Raw genomic sequence first — 13,641 nt, 5'->3', positions numbered from 1 at the left:
GATACTGGAACGCATGGCTTACGACGATCTTCGCTCGCTGCTCAGGGCCCTGGAACGCGAGGGCGACCTCAAGCGCGTCAAGGCCGAGGTCGACCCGTATCTGGAGGTCGGGGAGATCGTCGACCGGGTCAACAAGGCAGGCGGCCCCGCGCTTCTCTTCGAGAACGTGAAGGGCTCCTCGATGCCCCTCGCGATGAACGTCTTCGGGACCGACCGGCGGCTGCTGAAGTCGCTGGGGCTGAAGTCGTACGAGGACATCTCCGACAAGATCGGCGGGCTGCTGCGGCCCGAGCTGCCGCACGGCTTCGTGGGCGTGCGGGAGGCCTTCGGCAAGCTCGGCGCGATGACGCACGTACCGCCGAAGAAGGTGAAGTCGGGGGACGCGCCCGTGCAGGAGGTCGTCCTCACCGGCGACGACGTCGACCTCGACCGGCTCCCGGCGCTGTTCACCTGGCCGCAGGACGGCGGCTCCTTCTTCAACCTGGGCCTGACCCACACCAAGGACCCCGAGAGCGGCATCCGCAACCTCGGTCTGTACCGCCTCCAGCGCCACGACAAGCGCACGATCGGTATGCACTGGCAGATCCACAAGGACAGCCGGAACCACTACCAGGTGGCGGCGCGGCGCGGTGAGCGCCTGCCGGTCGCGATCGCCTTCGGCTGCCCGCCGGCCGTGACGTACGCGTCGACGGCCCCGCTGCCCGGTGACATCGACGAGTACCTGTTCGCCGGGTTCATCGCCGGGAAGCGGATCGAGATGGTCGACTGCAAGACGGTGCCGCTCCAGGTGCCGGCGCAGGCCGAGGTCGTCATCGAGGGCTGGCTGGAGCCGGGCGAGATGCTGCCGGAAGGGCCCTTCGGCGACCACACGGGCTTCTACACCCCGCAGGAGCCCTTCCCCGCGCTGAAGATCGACTGCGTGACGATGCGGAAGCGGCCGCTGCTTCAGTCGATCGTCGTAGGCCGCCCCCCGACGGAGGACGGACCCCTGGGCCGGGCGACCGAACGCTTCTTCCTCCCCCTGCTGAAGATCATCGTGCCGGACATCGTGGACTACCACCTGCCCGAAGCGGGCGGCTTCCACAACTGCGCGATCATCTCGATCGACAAGAAATACCCCAAGCACGCCCAAAAGGTGATGCACGCTGTGTGGGGCGCCCACATGATGTCCCTGACGAAGCTGATCGTGGTCGTCGACTCGGACTGCGACGTCCACGACCTCCACGAGGTGGCGTGGCGGGCCCTGGGCAACACGGACTACGCGCGCGACCTGTCGGTCGTCGAAGGACCGGTCGATCATCTCGACCACGCCTCCTACCAGCAGTTCTGGGGTGGCAAGGCGGGAATCGACGCGACGCGGAAGTGGCCCGAGGAGGGCTACACACGCGACGGCGGCTGGCCCGACATGGTGGTGTCGGACCCGGAGACTGCGGCGAAGGTGGACCGCCGGTGGAAGGAATACGGACTGTGAGTTCAGCGTCTGCCGCGATCCCCCAACCGGGACGCACCAAGGCATTCCTCCGCCTGGTCATGATCGAGCACTCGGTGTTCGCGCTGCCCTTCGCGTACATCGCGGCGCTCACCGCGATGTTCGAGTGGGACAAGAACATCCACTGGGGCCGGCTGCTGCTGGTGACGATCTGCATGGTCGGTCTGCGCACCTTCGCCATGGCGGTCAACCGGATCATCGACCGCGAGATCGACGCCCGGAATCCGCGGACCGCCCACCGCGAGCTGGTGACCGGCGCGATGTCGGTCAGGCACGCGTGGACGGGCGCGCTGGTCGCGGTGGTGGTCTTCCTGGGCTCGGCGGCCCTGCTCAACCCGCTGTGCCTGGCCCTCGCCCCGGTCGCCGTCATCCCGATGGTCGTCTACCCCTACGGCAAACGCTTCACGAACTACCCCCAGGCCATCCTCGGCCTCGCCCAGGCGATGGGCCCGGTCGGCGGCTGGCTCGCCATCACCGGCGAGTGGTCCTGGGACGCGGTCATCCTCGGCCTCGCCGTCGGCATCTGGATCGGCGGCTTCGACCTGATCTACGCCTGCCAGGACGTCGAGACCGACCGCGAGATCGGCGTCCTGTCGGTCCCGGCCCGCTTCGGCATCCCGGCGGCGATCTGGGGAGCCCGGGTCTGCCATGCCCTGACCATGGCCCTGCTCATCTGGTACGCCGTCGCCACCGACGCGGGCGGGTTCTTCTGGGTCGGTCTGATGATCGTCGCGGCGGCCTTCGTCTACGAGCACAACATCGTCCGCCCACATGACCTGACCCGCCTGAACAGGGCGTTCTTCAGCGTCAACGGCTTCATCGGGATCGCCCTGTTCGTGTGCGCGCTGCTGGATCTCCTGGTCAGGGGCCTGACCGTCTGAGGTTCCGCTCCACCGGTAGGCTCGGGAGGGTGAACGCAGGAGAAACGCAGCGCGTGCCTTGGATCGTGGGGGTGTCCGGAGCTTCCGGGACGCCGTACGCGGCTGCGGTACTGCGGGCGCTGCTGGAGGCGGGGGAGGACGTCGACCTGGTCGTCAGCAGGGCCTCGCGGCTGACGCTGCTCGACGAGACCCAGATCGCCTTCCGGGACGCGCACTGGCAGGACGACCTGCGGGAATGGCTGGCCAGGGGGGCCGACGGGAAGCCGGGGAGCTTCGACGTCGACATCGCCCGCGTGCGGTACTGGAACGCCGGTGACCTGGCGGCCGGGCCGTCCTCGGGGTCGTATCCCAGCAAGGGCATGCTGATCGTGCCGGCCTCCACCGCCTGCGTCGCGGGCGTCGCCCTCGGGCTCTCCAAGGACCTGCTCCAGCGCGCCGCGAGCGTGACCCTCAAGGAGCGCCGCACGCTCGTCGTCGCCGTACGGGAGACCCCCTTGAACGGCCAGACGCTGCGGCACCTGGTCGCTCTCGACGACCAGGGCGCGACCGTCGTACCGGCGTCGCCCGCCTTCTACGCCGGGGCCACCCACATCCAGGACCTCGTCGACTTCGTCGCCGGACGGGTCCTCGACGCGGCCGGGGTCGAGCACCGGCTGTACCGGCGGTGGAAGGGCGAACTCGGCGGCGGGTCCGGAACCCGCACGACGTAGGCGCCATCTGAGCAAGTCGCAGTACCTCTCATCACTTCGGGAACCTTCGGGATCCTCTTCAGTGGAAGGCTTCGATCGCATGGACGCGGTGGACAGGCAGCTCATCCAGGCCCTGAGGGAGAACGGCCGGGCCTCCTACGCGGAGCTGGGCCGCCTCGTCGGTCTGTCGGGACCCAGCGTCACCGACCGCATCAACCGTCTTGAGGCGGCCGGTGTCATCACCGGTTACCGCGCCACCGTCGACGCCGCCTCGCTCGGTCTCGGTGTCACCGCCCTCATCGGCATCTCCCTGTCCGACGCCGCCGACCACGAGGACGTGGCCCGCCGGATGAAGGACCTGCCGGAGATCGAGGACTGCTGGTTCATCGCGGGCGACGACTCGTTCATGCTCAAGGTGCGGGCGAGCGACGTCGACGGCCTGGAGAAGATCATCCGGAGGCTCAGCGGGACCAAGGGCGTCTCCCGGACCCGTACCACCATCGTGCTCTCCACGAAGTGGGAGAACCGGGTCGGAGAGCTTCCGGAAGAGGCATAGGCGTACGGTTTATCCGCAGTCGGTCTGAGAGAGGTGTACGCATGGACGTCGGGCTCAAGCGCGAGCTGGAGCAGAAGGTCAGGGCCGGTGAGCGGCTGACCCGCGAGGACGGCATCGCGCTGTACGAGTCGGACGACCTGGCCTGGCTCGGCGGTCTCGCGCACGAGGTACGCACGCGCAAGAACGGTGACGTCGTCCACTTCAACGTCAACCGGCACCTCAACATGACCAACGTGTGCACGGCCTCCTGCGCCTACTGCTCCTTCCAGCGCAAGCCGGGGGAGAAGGACGCGTACACGATGCGCATCGAGGAGGCGGTGAAGCTCGCCAAGGCGATGGAGGGCGAGAACCTCACCGAGCTGCACATCGTCAACGGACTGCACCCGAACCTGCCGTGGCGGTACTACCCGCGCTCGCTGCGCGAGCTGAAGGCCGCGCTGCCGGACGTGTCCCTGAAGGCGTTCACGGCGACCGAGATCCACCACTTCGAGACGATCAGCGGGCTGAGCGCGAGCGAGATCCTGGATGAACTGATCGACGCCGGGTTGGAGTCCCTGACCGGTGGTGGCGCGGAGATCTTCGACTGGGAGGTCCGGCAGCACATCGTGGACCACAGGACCCACTGGGAGGACTGGTCCCGCATCCACCGGCTGGCGCACGAGAAGGGTCTGAAGACCCCGGCCACCATGCTCTACGGCCACATCGAGGAGCACCGCCACCGTGTCGACCACGTGCTGCGGCTGCGTGAGCTCCAGGACGAGACCGGCGGCTTCCAGGTCTTCATCCCGCTGCGCTACCAGCACGACTTCGTCGACATGAAGGACGGGAAGGTACGCAACCGGCTCCAGGCCCGTACCCAGATGGCCACCGGCGCGGAGGCGCTGAAGACCTTCGCGGTGTCGCGGCTGCTCTTCGACAACGTTCCGCACGTCAAGGTCTTCTGGGTCATGCACGGCGTCCAGACCGCGCAGCTGGCGCTGCTGCACGGTGCGGATGACATGGACGGGTCGGTCGTCGAGTACAAGATCACCCACGACGCGGACAACTTCGGTACGCCGAACAAGCTGACGCGGGACGATCTGCTGGACCTGATCCGGGACGCGGGGTTCCGGCCGGTGGAGCGGAACACCCGGTACGAGGTGATTCGGGAGTACGAGGGGCCTGACGCGGGGCGTCGGGAGTCGCCGCAGCCGATGAGGGTTTGAGTTCGTCGTTCCGGGTCACGCAGGTGCACCCCCTGCAAGATCGGGGAGTGGGCGTGCTTCACTGGAAGGCGCCCTTTGGGAACTTTCAGGGGAACTTTCAGCCGGAACGGAAGAGTGGATTGAGATGCTCCGCTACACACTGATGCGCCTCGGGATCTTCGTGGGCTGCCTCGTGGTCGTCTGGGGCCTCGTCTACTCCGGCGTCGCCCCGCGCGGCCTCGGCGACTCCAACGGCATGTGGGTCGTCCTCCTCTCCCTGGTGATCTCGGCCCCGATCAGCTTCGTCGTCCTGCGCAAGGAGCGCGACCGCGCCTCCGTCCAGGTCGCCGAGCGCGTGGACCGTATGAAGTCCAACCTGGAGGCCAACCGCAACCAGGAGGACGGCGCGGACGACGCGGCGCGGGCGCAGGGTGACCAGGCGCCGCAGGCTTCCTGAGGTCTGTTCTGCGAGAAGCGCCCGTAGGCTTGCCCCATGGGTGCCGTGAAGAGCAAGCGGATGCCGCGGGCGGTGCGGGAGCAGCAGATGCTGGACGCCGCTGTGCGGACCTTCGGGCAGCGTGGGTACATGGCCGCGTCGATGGACGAGATCGCCGAACTGGCGGGTGTGTCCAAGCCGTTGGTCTACCTGTATCTGAACTCGAAGGAAGACCTCTTCACCGCCTGTATCCGCCGCGAGGCCGCCGCGCTCACCGCGGCCGTCAGGGTCGGCGTCCGTACCGACCTGCCGGCCGACCGTCAGCTCTGGGACGGGCTGCTGGCGTTCTTCACCCACACCGGGGGCAACCCCGACGGCTGGTCGGTGCTGCATCTGCAGGCCCGGATCCACGGTGAGGCGTTCGCCGCGGAGGTCACGGCGATGCGGGAGGAGATCGTCGCGTTCGTGACGCAGCTGATCGTCGTCGCGGCGCGGGAGGCCCACCGCGACCCCGATCTGCCCGAGCGGGAGGTCGCCGGGCTCGCCGAGGCGCTGGTGGGGGCCGCCGAGTCCCTCGCCGCGTGGGCCAACGCCACGCCGGGCGTCACGGCGAGGCAGGCGGCGGCGACGCTGATGAACTTCGCGTGGGCCGGGCTGGGGGAACTCATGGAGGGGCGGCCGTGGGCTCCGCCGGCCGCATGACACCTGTCATGCGGTAAGGCGGACACGGGACACTGGGGGAACGTCATTCTCCGGCCGTACCTTCGTCCCCATGACGAAGAGCAACGGGGAACAGCGGCCGCGGAAGACCGACATCAAGGTGAGCCTCATCGGCGGTCACCGCCTCGACGGCGCCACCCTCCACGAGCGCACCCTCATCGGCGGCGCCGACATCGACCTCACGGACGTGGACATCCCGGACGGCGCCGAACTGCGCATCACCAAGCTGAGCCTGATCGGGGGCGTGAGCCTCAGGGTGCGGCCGGATGTGCGGGTCGAGGTGCACGGCGTCCGGCTGGGCGGGGTGCGGGACGACGGTCCCGCCGCGCCCGGCGGGCCGACCGTCCGCATCGACGCCTGGGGGCTCATCGGCGGGGTCAACGTGCGTCGCTGACCCGGCCGTTCACCACACCGGTGACGTGCAGACGGTCCCCGCCGCGCAGTTCGAAGCGGTCACTCTCCGCCCCGTACGTCACCGTCCCCGGCAGCAGCACCGGCGCCCTGAACTCCGCCCGCACCTCACCCACCTGCGGGCTGCCGTGCGCGGCGAGGCAGCGGGCGACCGTCCACATGCCGTGGGCGATGGCGCGCGGGAAGCCGAAGAGGCGGGCGGTGAGCGGGCTCAGGTGGATGGGGTTGCGGTCGCCGGACGCGGCGGCGTACCGGCGGCCGATGTCACCGGCCAGCCGCCACTCGGCGAGCGGGGGGAGGGGCGTCCGGGCGACGCGCTCGGCCGCCGACTCGGGCGCTGCCGTGGTGCGGTGCCGTGCCAGGTAGGTGCTGTTCGACTCCCATACGACGTCCGGGCCGACCCGCACCTCGGTGACGACCGTCGCCTCCGTGCCCCGCCGGTGCGGGGCCAACCCGGCGACGTACACCGTGAGTTCGTACGCCCCGGTCGCGGGCAGCGGCCGGTGCCGGGTGATCCCGATCGACGTGTGGACCAGGCCGAGGAGCGGCAGCGGGAAGTCCCGGGCGCTCATCAGCCGCATCGCCAGCGGGAAGCCGAGCACATGCGGATACGTGACCGGCAGCGCGTCGTCGCCCGTGGCGAACCCGCACACCCTCTCGTACGCCGCCAGCCGTGCCAGGTCGACGCGGAGGGCGGGCAGGACCAGGCGGGTGCGGGGGAAGTCGGCGTCCGCGCGGGGGCGTTTGACGGGGGACAGCAGCGCGCCCCGGGCGAGCAGCGGTGCGAGCGCGGGGGAGCGGCGCAGGGTGACGACCGTCATCACGCCCCCAGCAGGCTCTGGCCGCAGACCCGTACGACCTGCCCGTTGACCGCGCCCGACGCCGGGTGCGCGAGCCAGGCCGTCGTCTCGGCGACGTCGATCGGAAGGCCGCCCTGGGCGAGGGAGTTCATCCGGCGTCCCGCCTCACGGATGAAGAGGGGCACCGCGGCCGTCATCTTCGTCTCGATGAACCCGGGGGCCACGGCGTTGACCGTCACCCCGTGCTCGGCGAGGGCGCGCGGCGCGAGGGAGTGCACCAGACCGACCACACCCGCCTTGCTGGCACCGTAGTTGGTCTGCCCGGCGTTGCCCGCGAGCCCCGCGATGGAGGCGGTGGCGATGATCCGGCCGTTCTCGTTGATCGCCTTGGCGGCGAACAGCGCGTCCGTGGTGCGCAGCACGCTCGCCAGGTTCACATCCAGCACCGAACTCCAGCGGTCGGCGGGCATGTTGACCAGACGCCGGTCACGGGTGATCCCGGCGTTGTGCACCAACACGTCGATGCCGTCGGCAAGTTCCGCGGCGATCCGCTCGCCCGCGTCCGCTGCGGTGATGTCGAGCGCGAGGGCGCTGCCACCGAGCCGACGCGCGAGCTCCCGCGCCTCCGCCTCGGCCTGCGGTACGTCCAGTACGACGACATGGGCCCCGTCCCTGGCCAGCGTCTCGGCGACGGCCGCGCCGATCCCGCGCGCGGCGCCGGTGACGAGGGCGGTGCGACCGGCGAGGGGCCGCTCCCCGTCGATGTCGGTGGGGCCGGACCCCTCCGTCACCTCGATCACCTGCCCGCTCACATAGGCCGACTTGGGCGAGAGCAGGAAACGCAGGGTGGACTCGGCGGCGGCCCGGTCGGTGAGCCGTACGAGATTCACGGTCCTGCCCCGGCCGATCTCCTTGCCGAGCGAGCGCGTGAAGCCCTCCAGGGCCTGCTGGGCCGCCGCCTGGTGATGGTCTGCGGCGTCGAGGGGCGCGCCGAGGACGACGATCCGCCCGCTCGCGGCGACGGACCGGACGACGGGGTGCAGGGCCGCGTGGACGCCGGCGAGGCCCTCGACGTCCCGTACGCCGGTGGCGTCGAGGACGACGGCGGAGGGGTGCCCCACCGCTGTGGGCGCCGGCTTGCCCGCGGTGAGGTGGAGGACCTCGCCTTGGAGGGAGGCCCGCTCCGGTGACCAGCGGATGAGCTCCGCCGGCTGCGGCAGGCCCAGTCGGCGGGTCAGGAAACGGCCGGGCGCGGTGCCGGTGAAGCGCAGATAGCGGTCGGCCATGGCCGTCTCCCCACTCGGTGCTCTCTTGCTGACTCTGGAGTAAGGTTACCGTAGGTAAGTCTGTGTCACACACGTCCATGTCACGCATGAGGAGCAGGTCGAGATGAGCCTTCTTCGGGCCCCGGCGGCGCGCCGGGTCGCGATCGTCGGCGGCACCCGCGTCCCCTTCGCCCGCTCCGACGGCCCCTACGCCACCGCCTCCAACCAGGAGATGCTGACGGCGGTGGTGGACGGCCTCGTGACCCGCTTCGGCCTCGGACAGCCGGGCGCGGTCGGCGAGTTCGTCGCCGGTGCGGTCCTCAAGCACGCGCGCGACTTCAACCTGGCCCGCGAGACGGTCCTCAGCTCGAAACTGGCGCCGACGACCCCGGCGTACGACATCCAGCAGGCCTGCGGCACCGGGCTCCAGGCCGTCATCGCCGCCGCCAACAAGATCGCCCTCGGCCAGACCGAGTCCGCGATCGCGGGCGGCGCGGACACCACGAGCGACGCGCCCCTCGGCGTCAACGACGACCTGCGGCGCATCCTGCTGGCGGCCCGCAGGGCGAAGTCCCTCGGGGGGCGCCTCAAGGCGCTCGCCCGCGTCCGCCCCGGCCACCTCGTCCCCGACATCCCGCGCAACGCCGAGCCCCGCACCGGTCTGTCGATGGGCGAGCACGCGGCGCTCACCGCACACGCCTGGGGTGTCTCGCGCGAGGCGCAGGACGAGCTGGCGGCGACGAGTCACCAGCGGCTGGCGGCGGCCTACGAACGCGACTTCTTCCAGGACCTGGTGGTGCCGTTCCGCGGCCTGGACCGGGACCAGAACCTGCGCCCGGGATCGACGGTGGAGAAACTGGCCACACTGAAACCGGTGTTCGGGACCGATGGCCCCAACCCGACCATGACTGCGGGCAATTCGACGCCGCTCACCGACGGCGCGGCGGTCGTCCTTCTCGCCTCGGAGGAGTGGGCGGCGGAGCGCGGTCTGGAACCGCTGGCGTATCTGACGGCGTACGAGACGGCGGCCGTGGACTTCGTCGCCGGAGACCCCGGCGAGGAGGGGCTGCTGATGGCCCCGGCGCGGGCCGTGCCGCGCATGCTGGAACGGGCCGGGCTCGGGATGGACGACTTCGACCTCGTCGAGGTGCACGAGGCGTTCGCGTCGCAGGTGCTGGCGACGCTGGCGGCCTGGGAGAAGGCGGGGCTGGCGCCGGTGGACCGGGCCCGCCTGAACGTGGCCGGTTCGTCCCTCGCCACCGGGCATCCCTTCGCCGCGACCGGCGCCCGGATCGTGGCGACGCTGGCCAAGCTGCTGGCGGAGCGCGGCGGTTCGGGGCGCGGGCTGATCTCGGTGTGCGCGGCGGGCGGGCAGGGGGTGACGGCGGTGCTGGAGCGGACGTGATCCGACCGGGTCCGGTCATTGGTTCACACATAGCTGACAAAGGCTCACTTTGCGCCAGATGTTGCACAGACCCGGCCCGAGAGGCTCCCCGAACCCTCACAAGCTCGCCACCTGCGCCTCCTAGGATCGCCGGGTCCCCCATGACCCCTAACCGCCGGTAACCCCACAAGTCGCACTCGCCGGTGAACGTCCAGGTACGCCCGGTGCGTACCTACGCAGCAGAGCGGTATCCAGCTGCGCGCCCCAGGAGCTGCCCATGTCGTCGTCCCTGCCCTATGCCGCTGCCACCGACTACGACGGCGCGCCCGTGCTCGTGGCACCGGAGATACGCCGGCTGGACGGCGAGGTCCGGGAGGTCGCGGTCCCGCCGGTCGTACCGTCGGTGACGCACGGCTCCCTGGCCGACCTGCCGTTCGAGAACGCGGAGGCGGCGCCCGAGGACCGGGTACTCAGCCGCCGTACGGCGGACGGGGGTTGGTCCGATGTGACGGCGGCCGACTTCGCGGCACAGGTGCTGGCGCTGGCGAAGGGCCTGATATCGGAGGGGCTCGTCCCCGGCGACCGGATCGCCGTCATGGCCCGGACCGTCTACGAGTGGACCCTCCTCGACTTCGCCGCCTGGGCGGCCGGCCTGGTCACGGTCCCCATCTACCCCACGTCCTCCGTCTTCCAGACCCGCTGGATCCTCCAGGACTCGGGTGCGGTGGCGCTGGTGACGGAGACCGTCTCCCAAGCCTCCGCTCTCGGACCGGAGTTGAACCGTCTGCCCGACCTGCGCCACCTGTGGGTCATGGAGAAGGGCCACGTCGACCGTCTGGCGGAGCTCGGCACGCATGTCCCCGACGCCGAAGTCGACGTGCGCCGGGGCATGCTGGTGCCCGACACCCTCGCCACCGTCATCTACACCTCCGGCACCACCGGCCGGCCCAAGGGCTGCGCGATCTCGCACGGCAACTTCCTCGCCGAGGTCGACAACGCGATCGAGATCCTCCACCCCGTCTTCAGATCCCGCTCGGACGAGGAGCTGGCGACGCTCCTCTTCCTCCCCATGTCCCATGTGTTCGGCCGCATGGTGGCCGTGGCGTGCGTCCGCGCCCGGGTCCGCCTGGGCCACGCGCCGAGCCTGAAGTCGGACGACCTGCTCGGCGACCTGGCGAGCTTCCGCCCCACCTTCCTCCTCGTCATCCCCTACATGCTGGAGAAGGTCTTCAACAACGCCCGCGCCAAGGCCGAGACCGGCGGCCGGGTCTCCGCCTTCGACCGCGCGGCGAACGTGGCGATCCGCTACGGCGAGGCGCTGGAGGCGAAGGCGGCGGGCACCGGCGGAGGCCCGAGTACGGCGTTGAAGGCCGCCCGCACCTTCTACGACCCCCTGGTCTACCGCCGCATCCGCAACGCCATGGGCGGCCGGGTCCGCCACATCATCTCCGGCGGCTCACCGCTCGGCCGCAACATCGCCGCGTTCTTCGCCGGGGCGGGCATGGAGATCTACGAAGGCTACGGCCTGACGGAGTCGACGGGCGCGGCGACGGTGACGCCGCCCCTGAAGTCCCGCCTCGGCACGGTGGGTTGGCCCCTTCCCGGCATGAAGGTCCGCATAGCGGCGGACGGCGAGATCCTCCTGTCGGGCGGCCCGGTGTTCCGCGGCTACTGGGACCCGAACGCGGGCGGCGTCACCCCGGCCTCGACGGACGGCTGGTTCGCGACGGGCGACATCGGCAGCCTGGACGACGAGGGCTATCTGACGATCACCGGCAGAAAGAAGGAGCTCCTGATCACGGCGGGCGGCAAGACGGTCGCACCCGCCCCGCTGGAGAACTGGCTGCGCCAGCACCCCCTGATCTCCCAGTGCATGGTGGTGGGCGACCGCCGCCCTTATGTCGCCGCGCTGATCACCCTCGACATGGAGGGCATCACCCACTGGCGCCAGATGAACGGCAAACACCCGGTGCCCGCCGAACTCCTGGCCGGAGACGCCGAGTTGCATGCCATCATGCAGCGCGCGATCGACGAGGCGAACAAACTCGTCTCCCGCCCCGAGTCCATCCGCCGCTTCGAGGTCCTGCCACGCGACTTCACGGAGGCGGAGGGGCATCTGACTCCGTCGATGAAGCTGCGCAGGGAGACGGTGATGAAGGAGTTCGCGCGGGAGATCGAGGGGTTGTACGAGCGCTGAGGGCCAGGGGGGTCACTCGTGGACGGCGATGAAGGCGGCCCACGTCGAAGGTGCCAGCGTGAGGTGAGGGCCCTCGGGCGTCTTGGAGTCGCGGAGGTGGACGACATCCGTGCCGTAGGCGACTTCCAGGCACTCGCCGCCCTCGCCGCCGCTGTAGCTGGACTTGAACCAGGTGAGCTGCTCGTTGTTCATAGCTCCTCCAGCTTCTGCTCGATCAACTTCCGGGACTCCGCAGGGGAGAGTGCCATTGCCCGCATGATCCCATAGCGGTCTACGATCCTGCGGACTTCTTCCGGGTCGGTGATCAGTCGTGGGTACCCCTGGACCTCCGTGTAGGCCACCTGCCCATGGCCCTTGGGCGTCAGTAGGTTGAACGCGCCGTCCATGTTGGGGTGTTCCTCTACTTGGTTCGGCATCACCTGGATCTCCAGGTTCTGCATCTGCCCCACGCCCAGCAGGCGGCGAAGCTGATCCGCCTGTACGCGCCGTCCACCGATCGGCCGGTCCAGCACGATCTCTTCGAGCACGTAACTCACGATCGGCGCGGGTCGACGCTCGAAGACCTGCTGCCGTGAGAGCCGGTCCGCAACACGCCGCTCGATCGTCTCCTCGTCCAGGAACGGCCGTCGCTTCGTGAACACCGCGCGTGCGTAGGCGTCGGTCTGCAGCAGGCCGGGCACGCCCTGGTTGGCATAGAAATGCAGCTCAACCGCCTCCGCCTCCAACCCCGCATAATCCCGATACCACTCCGGATGCCGGGTCCGAACCTTCGTCAGCGCCGCCTCGACCTCCGGGACGACCTCCCTGAACAGGCCCCCGGCATCGAGCAGTTCCTCCGCCTTGAGCAGCACCTCGGGCCGGACCCTGCGCACGCCCCGCTCCATCGCGGAGATGGCGTCAGGGCCGTACCCGGCCAGTTCCCCGAACTCGGTCTGCGTCAGACCTTTCCGTTCGCGCAGAAACTTGAGCATCTTGCCGAGCGCGACGAACAACCCCGTCACCCCCTCGGCCTCCGCAGGCGTCTCCGCCCTCTGCTCGCTCACCCACCTCACTCCTCCCACCCGACACCCGTACGCCGAACGCACCGCACCCGTACAACTACCGAGAGTCGCCGAGTCGCACCTGGTCAGCGTAAAGACAACCCACCACGCTCAGTCACGTGAACGCCGAAATCTCCACCCGACTCAGCGCCACCCCGCGCGGTGCCCGTCTCGCCCGACGCCTCACCGCCCAGCAACTCCACGACTGGGGCCACCCCTACGACAGCGAGGTCAACCACACCGCCCAACAGGTCGTCGCCGAACTCGCCGCCAACGCCGTCACCCACGGCAGAGTCCCCGGCCGTGACTTCGAACTGCGGCTGAGACTCACCGTCGAGGACACGGTCCGTATCGAGGTGAGCGACGCCCGCGCCGACCGCCGACTCCGGTATGTCACCGACCCGGATTCCACCCACGGCCGTGGTCTCGTCCTCGTATCGCTGCTCGCTCGGACCTGGGGCGTCACCGAGCGGACCGTCGGGAAGACCGTGTGGGCCGAAATCCCCCTCAAGGAACCGGACTCACCGATCGCCACTCCCGCCACAACCATCAGCCCTCGCCGTGAGTCTCCCTGCCACCAGACTTAGAT

The 13,641-nt window shown here is 69.9% G+C and carries 15 protein-coding genes; 11 read left to right on the top strand and 4 right to left on the bottom strand.

The annotated features are described in order from the left end of the window. Positions 1 to 13 precede the first annotated feature (13 nt). The 8 genes from ACIHIX_RS05125 to ACIHIX_RS05090 all read left to right on the top strand — a co-directional run bounded on the left by ACIHIX_RS05125 (position 14) and on the right by ACIHIX_RS05090 (position 6,349). A complete protein-coding gene (locus ACIHIX_RS05125; RefSeq protein ID WP_399949813.1) occupies positions 14 to 1,471 on the top strand; it encodes a menaquinone biosynthesis decarboxylase in 1,458 nt (485 codons plus the stop codon). Next, positions 1,468 to 2,370 (top strand): menaquinone biosynthesis prenyltransferase MqnP, encoded by a 903-nt coding sequence (gene mqnP, locus ACIHIX_RS05120; protein ID WP_399949810.1) that lies wholly within the window; start codon positions 1,468 to 1,470, stop codon positions 2,368 to 2,370. The genes ACIHIX_RS05125 and mqnP overlap by 4 nt, the downstream gene beginning before the upstream one ends. 53 nt (positions 2,371 to 2,423) lie before the next feature. Then, a complete protein-coding gene (locus tag ACIHIX_RS05115) occupies positions 2,424 to 3,080 on the top strand; it encodes a UbiX family flavin prenyltransferase (protein ID WP_399949807.1) in 657 nt (218 codons plus the stop codon). A gap of 79 nt (positions 3,081 to 3,159) precedes the next feature. Next, on the top strand, positions 3,160 to 3,615 hold the full coding sequence (locus ACIHIX_RS05110) for an Lrp/AsnC family transcriptional regulator (RefSeq protein ID WP_079306730.1): 456 nt from the start codon (positions 3,160 to 3,162) through the stop codon (positions 3,613 to 3,615). A gap of 41 nt (positions 3,616 to 3,656) precedes the next feature. Then, the gene (gene mqnE, locus ACIHIX_RS05105) at positions 3,657 to 4,820 is read left to right on the top strand and encodes an aminofutalosine synthase MqnE (protein WP_399949803.1); all 1,164 of its coding nucleotides are present in this window, start codon (positions 3,657 to 3,659) and stop codon (positions 4,818 to 4,820) included. 124 nt (positions 4,821 to 4,944) lie between these two features. After that, positions 4,945 to 5,256, top strand: a complete 312-nt coding sequence (locus ACIHIX_RS05100) for a DUF4229 domain-containing protein (RefSeq protein WP_399949800.1) — start codon at positions 4,945 to 4,947, stop codon at positions 5,254 to 5,256. Between the two features lie 36 nt (positions 5,257 to 5,292). Then, complete coding sequence (locus ACIHIX_RS05095; RefSeq protein ID WP_399949799.1) at positions 5,293 to 5,937, top strand: TetR/AcrR family transcriptional regulator; 645 nt, start codon at positions 5,293 to 5,295, stop codon at positions 5,935 to 5,937. Positions 5,938 to 6,007: 70 nt separating this feature from the next. Further along, positions 6,008 to 6,349 carry a hypothetical protein gene (locus tag ACIHIX_RS05090; protein ID WP_399949796.1) on the top strand — a complete coding sequence of 114 codons (342 nt, stop codon included), beginning with the start codon at positions 6,008 to 6,010 and terminating at the stop codon, positions 6,347 to 6,349. On the opposite strand, the gene ACIHIX_RS05085 is transcribed toward ACIHIX_RS05090, so the two are convergent. Continuing rightward, a complete protein-coding gene (locus tag ACIHIX_RS05085) occupies positions 6,333 to 7,187 on the bottom strand; it encodes a MaoC/PaaZ C-terminal domain-containing protein (protein ID WP_399949793.1) in 855 nt (284 codons plus the stop codon). The two genes, ACIHIX_RS05090 and ACIHIX_RS05085, sit on opposite strands and share 17 nt — an antisense overlap. Beyond that, complete coding sequence (locus tag ACIHIX_RS05080; protein WP_399949791.1) at positions 7,187 to 8,452, bottom strand: 3-oxoacyl-ACP reductase; 1,266 nt, start codon at positions 8,450 to 8,452, stop codon at positions 7,187 to 7,189. Before ACIHIX_RS05080 ends, ACIHIX_RS05085 begins: the two co-directional genes overlap by 1 nt. A 103-nt stretch (positions 8,453 to 8,555) precedes the next feature. Between ACIHIX_RS05080 and ACIHIX_RS05075 the strand changes: the two genes are divergently transcribed. After that, on the top strand, positions 8,556 to 9,836 hold the full coding sequence (locus tag ACIHIX_RS05075; RefSeq protein ID WP_399949788.1) for an acetyl-CoA C-acetyltransferase: 1,281 nt from the start codon (positions 8,556 to 8,558) through the stop codon (positions 9,834 to 9,836). Between the two features lie 256 nt (positions 9,837 to 10,092). Next, positions 10,093 to 12,012 (top strand): AMP-dependent synthetase/ligase, encoded by a 1,920-nt coding sequence (locus ACIHIX_RS05070; RefSeq protein WP_399949782.1) that lies wholly within the window; start codon positions 10,093 to 10,095, stop codon positions 12,010 to 12,012. A 12-nt stretch (positions 12,013 to 12,024) separates the two neighbouring features. Here the strand turns inward: ACIHIX_RS05070 and ACIHIX_RS05065 are convergent, their stop codons facing one another. Both ACIHIX_RS05065 and ACIHIX_RS05060 read right to left on the bottom strand, forming a co-directional pair. Continuing rightward, entirely contained in the window at positions 12,025 to 12,204 is a 180-nt protein-coding gene (locus ACIHIX_RS05065; protein ID WP_399949779.1) for a DUF397 domain-containing protein, read from the bottom strand. Next, positions 12,201 to 13,055, bottom strand: a complete 855-nt coding sequence (locus tag ACIHIX_RS05060; RefSeq protein ID WP_399949777.1) for a helix-turn-helix domain-containing protein — start codon at positions 13,053 to 13,055, stop codon at positions 12,201 to 12,203. Before ACIHIX_RS05060 ends, ACIHIX_RS05065 begins: the two co-directional genes overlap by 4 nt. A 116-nt stretch (positions 13,056 to 13,171) precedes the next feature. On the opposite strand from ACIHIX_RS05060, the gene ACIHIX_RS05055 reads away from it, so the two are divergent. Next, complete coding sequence (locus ACIHIX_RS05055; RefSeq protein WP_399949774.1) at positions 13,172 to 13,639, top strand: ATP-binding protein; 468 nt, start codon at positions 13,172 to 13,174, stop codon at positions 13,637 to 13,639. Positions 13,640 to 13,641: the final 2 nt, after the last annotated feature.

Origin of the sequence: Streptomyces sp. NPDC051913, from assembly GCF_044593635.1 — a bacterium.
GTDB lineage: Bacteria > Actinomycetota > Actinomycetes > Streptomycetales > Streptomycetaceae > Streptomyces.
Note: the sequence above shows the minus strand (reverse complement) of the source record. Positions and strands in the feature narration are given on the sequence as shown.